This is a genomic window from Microbacterium sp. HMWF026 (assembly GCF_003061325.1).
Taxonomy (GTDB): Bacteria; Actinomycetota; Actinomycetes; order Actinomycetales; family Microbacteriaceae; genus Microbacterium; species Microbacterium testaceum_E.
The window spans coordinates 1-4,179 of record NZ_QAJB01000267.1 but is presented as its reverse complement, the minus strand read 5'-3'; the positions used below and the strand labels follow the sequence as shown (position 1 = coordinate 4,179).

The following is a 4,179-nucleotide window of genomic DNA, read 5'->3' as shown; positions in this document are numbered from 1 at the left end:
TCGTTCGACCCGCCCACCCTCGGCCACCTCGACGTGATCCGCCGGGCCGCCGGGCTGTTCGACCAGCTGCACGTCCTGGTCGTGCACAACCCCGGCAAAGAGGCGATGCTGCCCATCGCGCAGCGGCAGCGCCTGCTCGAGCAGTCGATCGAAGAGGCCGGTATCGAGGGCGACGTGATCGTGGCCGCGTGGAGCATGGGCCTTCTCGTCGACTACGCCACCGAGGTGGGGGCGCGCGTGCTGGTCAAGGGCATCCGCTCGCAGGTCGATGTCGCGTACGAGACGCCCATGGCGATCGTCAATCGCGACCTCGCCCATGTCGAGACGGTGTTCCTGCTGCCTGATCCCTCGCACGCTCTCGTGTCCAGCTCGCTCGTGCGGCAGGTCGCCGGCCTGGGCGGCGACGTGTCGCCGTACGTCCCCCCGGCGGTCGCGCGGTTGCTCGACACGGGGGCCCGCGGGATCTGACCCGTGCGCCCGGCATCGGGCGCGGCGCCCGGCCCCCGTTCAGGGGTGCGCGGGTAGCATTGTCGACCGTGAGAACCCACCGACCCGGACCTTTCCAGCTCCCCGTGCGCGACATCGAGCGCCACCCGGGAGAGATGCGCGAGCACAGCCTCGACCTGCCGACGCCCGAGAAATGGGGCGAGGGGCTCGTCTCGGTCGCCGAGGGCGAGATCCTCGAGCTCGACGTGCGGCTGGAGTCCGTGCACGAGGGCATCCTCGTGTCGGGCACGGTCGACACCACCGCGACCGGGGTGTGCGGGCGCTGCCTGATCGACATCACCGAGCCTGTCGAAGTCGAGTTCCAGGAACTTTTCGCGTATCCTGGGGACGAAGCGAGTGACTTCGGCGTTCAAGACGACCACGTGGATCTTGAAAACCTGGTCCGGGACGCCATCGTCCTGTCGCTTCCGTTCCAGCCGGTGTGTCAGCCGGATTGCCCCGGGCTCGACCCGAACACGGGCGAGAGGCTGACGGAAAGCCCCGGCGAATCGGAGCAGACGTCCGTTGATCCTCGATGGGCTGCGCTCCAGCAGTACACCCCAGACGACGGCGATGCGCTCCGCGCCGCCCCCAAGACAGAGAAGAGCTAGTCATGGCAGGTAACCCCCCGAAGCGGAAGGTCTCCCGCTCCAACACCCGCTCGCGCCGCGCGCAGTGGAAGGCCGAAGCCCCCGCGCTGGTCAAGACCATCGAGAACGGCAAGGTCGTCTACAGCCGCCCCCACCAGGCGAAGGTCGTCACCGACTCGCAGGGCACCGAGCTCTTCCTCGAGTACAAGGGCCGCAAGGTCGCCGACGTCTGATCGGTGACGTGACGCGAAACACCACCGAGCGCCAGGCGCTCACCGAGAAGCTCGGGGTCGACATCGACCCCGAGCTTCTTTCGCTGGCCCTGACGCACCGTTCCTTCGCCTACGAGAACGGTGCGATTCCGCACAACGAGCGCCTCGAATTCCTCGGCGACTCCGTGCTGGGGCAGGCCGTCACCGTGCGGCTGTTCACCGGGCACCCGGATCTCGACGAGGGCAGCCTGGCCAAGCGGCGCGCGAGCGTCGTGTCGACCGTGGCCCTCGCCGAGGTCGCCCGCACGATCGGTCTGGGCGAGTACGTCCGTCTCGGTCGAGGTGAGATCCTCACCGGTGGGCGCGACAAGGATTCGATCCTCGCCGACACGATGGAGGCGCTCATCGGAGCGACCTTCCTGTCGGCCGGGCCCGACGAGGCGACCCGCATGGTGCTCCGGCTGGTCGAGCCGCTGCTGGCCGACCCCGAGCGCTACGGCGCCGCGATGGATCCCAAGACGAGCCTGCAGGAGATCGCCGCGCGACAGGGCCTGCCGGCACCCGTGTACCGGGTCGAGGCGACCGGGCCCGATCACGACCGACGGTTCATCGCCACGGTCACCGTCGGCGACGTCGTCGCCACCGGTCCGGGCTCGAGCAAGAAGCAGGCCGAGATGGCCGCCGCGCTCACCGCCTGGCGCGAGCTCGACGCGCGTGCCTGAGCTCCCCGAGGTCGAGGTCGTCCGCGCCGGTCTCGAGCCCGCCGTCGCGGGAGCACTGATCACCTCGGTCGACGTCCGCGATGAGCGCGCGCTCACGCGCCACACCGGGGGAGCCGCGCACTTCGAAGCCGAACTCACCGGACGGCGCATCTCGGCCGCCGTGCGTCGCGGGAAATTCCTGTGGATGCCGGTCTCGGACGACGAGGCGATCGTCACCCATCTCGGCATGAGCGGTCAGATGCTGCTGCGCACCCCCGGGGCGCCCGAGGAGCGGCACGAACGGATCCGCGTCGAGCTGGAGCACCCGGTGCACGGGTCGCTGTCGGTCGTCTTCGCCGACCAGCGCACCTTCGGCTCGCTCGCGATCGATCCCCTCGTCGATACCCCCGATCACGCCGCCGGCGGTCGGGGTTCCTCTCTCGCCCGGGTGCCGTCGCAGGTCGCGCACATCGCGCGGGACCCCCTCGACCCGGCGTTCGACGAGGGCCGCTTCCGCGCACGGGTCGCGCGGACGTCGTCGGGGATCAAGCGCGTCCTGCTGGACCAGACCGTCGCCAGCGGCATCGGCAACATCTACGCCGACGAGTCGCTGTGGGCGGCGCGCATCCACCCCGAGACCGCCGGCTCCGCCCTGCCGACCCGGGCCGTCAACCGCCTGCTGGCCGAGGTGCGGGCGGTGCTCGAGAAGGCGCTGGCCGAGGGCGGCACGAGCTTCGACGCGCAGTACGTCAACGTCAACGGTCAGGCGGGGTACTTCGCCCACTCGCTCAACGCCTACGGGCGCACCGGTCAGCCGTGCCCGCGCTGCGGTCGCCCGATCGTGCGGGTGTCGTTCATGAACCGCTCGAGCCACTTCTGCCCGCACTGCCAACGCAGGCGCTGACCGCCCCTCGCGCGCGTCGCCGGGGTTCGTCGCTCGAGGCGTGCCCGCGGCGGCAACACACGCGGTCAGTCGAGCACCTTCTTCCACACCCCTTCGTACGAGATCGGGGCGAAGCCGATCGCCTCGTTGATCGAGAGCATGGGGCGGTTCTCCTCGGCGTTGTACGTGATCACGCGCGGGGAGTCCGGGGCGACATCGCGCCAGGCGAGAAGTCCTGCGCACTTGACGAGCATCCCCAGGCGGTGACCGCGATGGGCGGCCACCACGAGCGTGTCCTCCTGGCCCGTCGCGGCGGTGCGGTCCTTGCCGATGACCAGTTCGTTGAACGCGGCGAGCTCACCCGTGTCGACGTGCTGCGCGGCGGTGACGAGCATGTGGCGACCGGCGTCGAGGTAGGTGGCCTCGTGGCGGCGCAGGCGGGCGGCATCCCACACCTCTTCGTCGTGCTCGAGGCCGGCGGACGGCGCATCGATGGCCATCCGGGATTTCATCCATGCGAACCGGTCGACGAACTCATCAGGGGTGGGCAATGTCCACTGCACGATCCGGTAGCCCGCGGCCGCCGCCTCGGCCGCGGCGAGCTGTTCGCGCACGCGCGCGCCGCTCTCGGCGAGGTCAAGGGTGCTGACCCGCACGATCTGCTCGAGGGTGCAGCCGGATGCCAGCAGGAAGCGCGCGGCGTGATCCTCGGGTACGGAGCCGTATCCTGTCGGTGCCGACAGAGTCGGCCCCTCCGCGGCCGGGTGCTCCGCCCAGGTGTGGAGGACGGAGCGGCCTTCTGCGCGGGCGATCTGCTCGATCCGGGCGAACGCGGCTCGTCCGATGCCGTGACCCCAGGAGCTGCGGCGCAGCTCGATGAGCCACGAGGCGGTGCGCGCTCCCTCCTCTTGGGGCAGATCGAGACCGGCGCGGCCGACCACCTCGCCCCGGAAGACGGCGATCCACGAGAACCGCTTCACCTCGGGACGGGGCTGGAACGCGGGGAGGAGCTCATCGGCGGGGATGGATTCGTCGGTGTGACCCGAGATCTCCTCGTAGACGAGGTTGCGCAGGCGGACCATCTCGCGGAAGTCCGCGGCATCCGGATCGTCGATGCGGGCGGGGATGTGCAGGGGGCGCAGCTCGAGGCCGGCCGGAAGGGTCGTCATGACGGTGCTTTCGAGTCGAAGAAGAGGGGATGCCGGTGGGGCCGACGCCGGGGTCGACCCCACCGATCAGAACGGCGGGCGGCTGAAGGCCGCGGCGCTCTGCCAGGCGCGTTCGCGGCGTTCGCGCTCGGCCTGTGC

At 70.4% G+C, this 4,179-nt stretch carries 6 protein-coding genes; 5 read left to right on the top strand and 1 reads right to left on the bottom strand.

Translation table 11 applies throughout. From position 1 onward, the window contains the following. The 5 genes from coaD to mutM all read left to right on the top strand — a co-directional run. On the top strand, positions 1 to 468 hold a 468-nt coding region (gene coaD / locus DBR36_RS10435), incomplete at its 5' end, for a pantetheine-phosphate adenylyltransferase (RefSeq protein ID WP_108319147.1). A gap of 134 nt (positions 469 to 602) precedes the next feature. Beyond that, on the top strand, positions 603 to 1,097 hold the full coding sequence (locus tag DBR36_RS10430; protein ID WP_108319145.1) for a DUF177 domain-containing protein: 495 nt from the start codon (positions 603 to 605) through the stop codon (positions 1,095 to 1,097). A 2-nt stretch (positions 1,098 to 1,099) separates the two neighbouring features. Next, complete coding sequence (gene rpmF, locus DBR36_RS10425) at positions 1,100 to 1,309, top strand: 50S ribosomal protein L32 (protein WP_013586329.1); 210 nt, start codon at positions 1,100 to 1,102, stop codon at positions 1,307 to 1,309. Between the two features lie 8 nt (positions 1,310 to 1,317). After that, positions 1,318 to 2,010 carry a ribonuclease III gene (rnc, locus tag DBR36_RS10420; protein ID WP_108319143.1) on the top strand — a complete coding sequence of 231 codons (693 nt, stop codon included), beginning with the start codon at positions 1,318 to 1,320 and terminating at the stop codon, positions 2,008 to 2,010. Then, entirely contained in the window at positions 2,003 to 2,893 is an 891-nt protein-coding gene (mutM, locus tag DBR36_RS10415; protein WP_108319141.1) for a bifunctional DNA-formamidopyrimidine glycosylase/DNA-(apurinic or apyrimidinic site) lyase, read from the top strand. Before rnc ends, mutM begins: the two co-directional genes overlap by 8 nt. 65 nt (positions 2,894 to 2,958) lie before the next feature. Here the strand turns inward: mutM and DBR36_RS10410 are convergent, their stop codons facing one another. After that, positions 2,959 to 4,041, bottom strand: a complete 1,083-nt coding sequence (locus DBR36_RS10410; RefSeq protein ID WP_108319139.1) for a GNAT family N-acetyltransferase — start codon at positions 4,039 to 4,041, stop codon at positions 2,959 to 2,961. Positions 4,042 to 4,179: the final 138 nt, after the last annotated feature.

Coding starts and splice junctions, on each gene's coding strand:
- DBR36_RS10430 (WP_108319145.1), top strand. CDS start 603: ATGCGCGAGCACAGCCTCGACCTGCCGACGCCCGAGAAATGGGGCGAG.
- rpmF (WP_013586329.1), top strand. CDS start 1,100: ATGGCAGGTAACCCCCCGAAGCGGAAGGTCTCCCGCTCCAACACCCGC.
- DBR36_RS10410 (WP_108319139.1), bottom strand. CDS start 4,041: ATGACGACCCTTCCGGCCGGCCTCGAGCTGCGCCCCCTGCACATCCCC.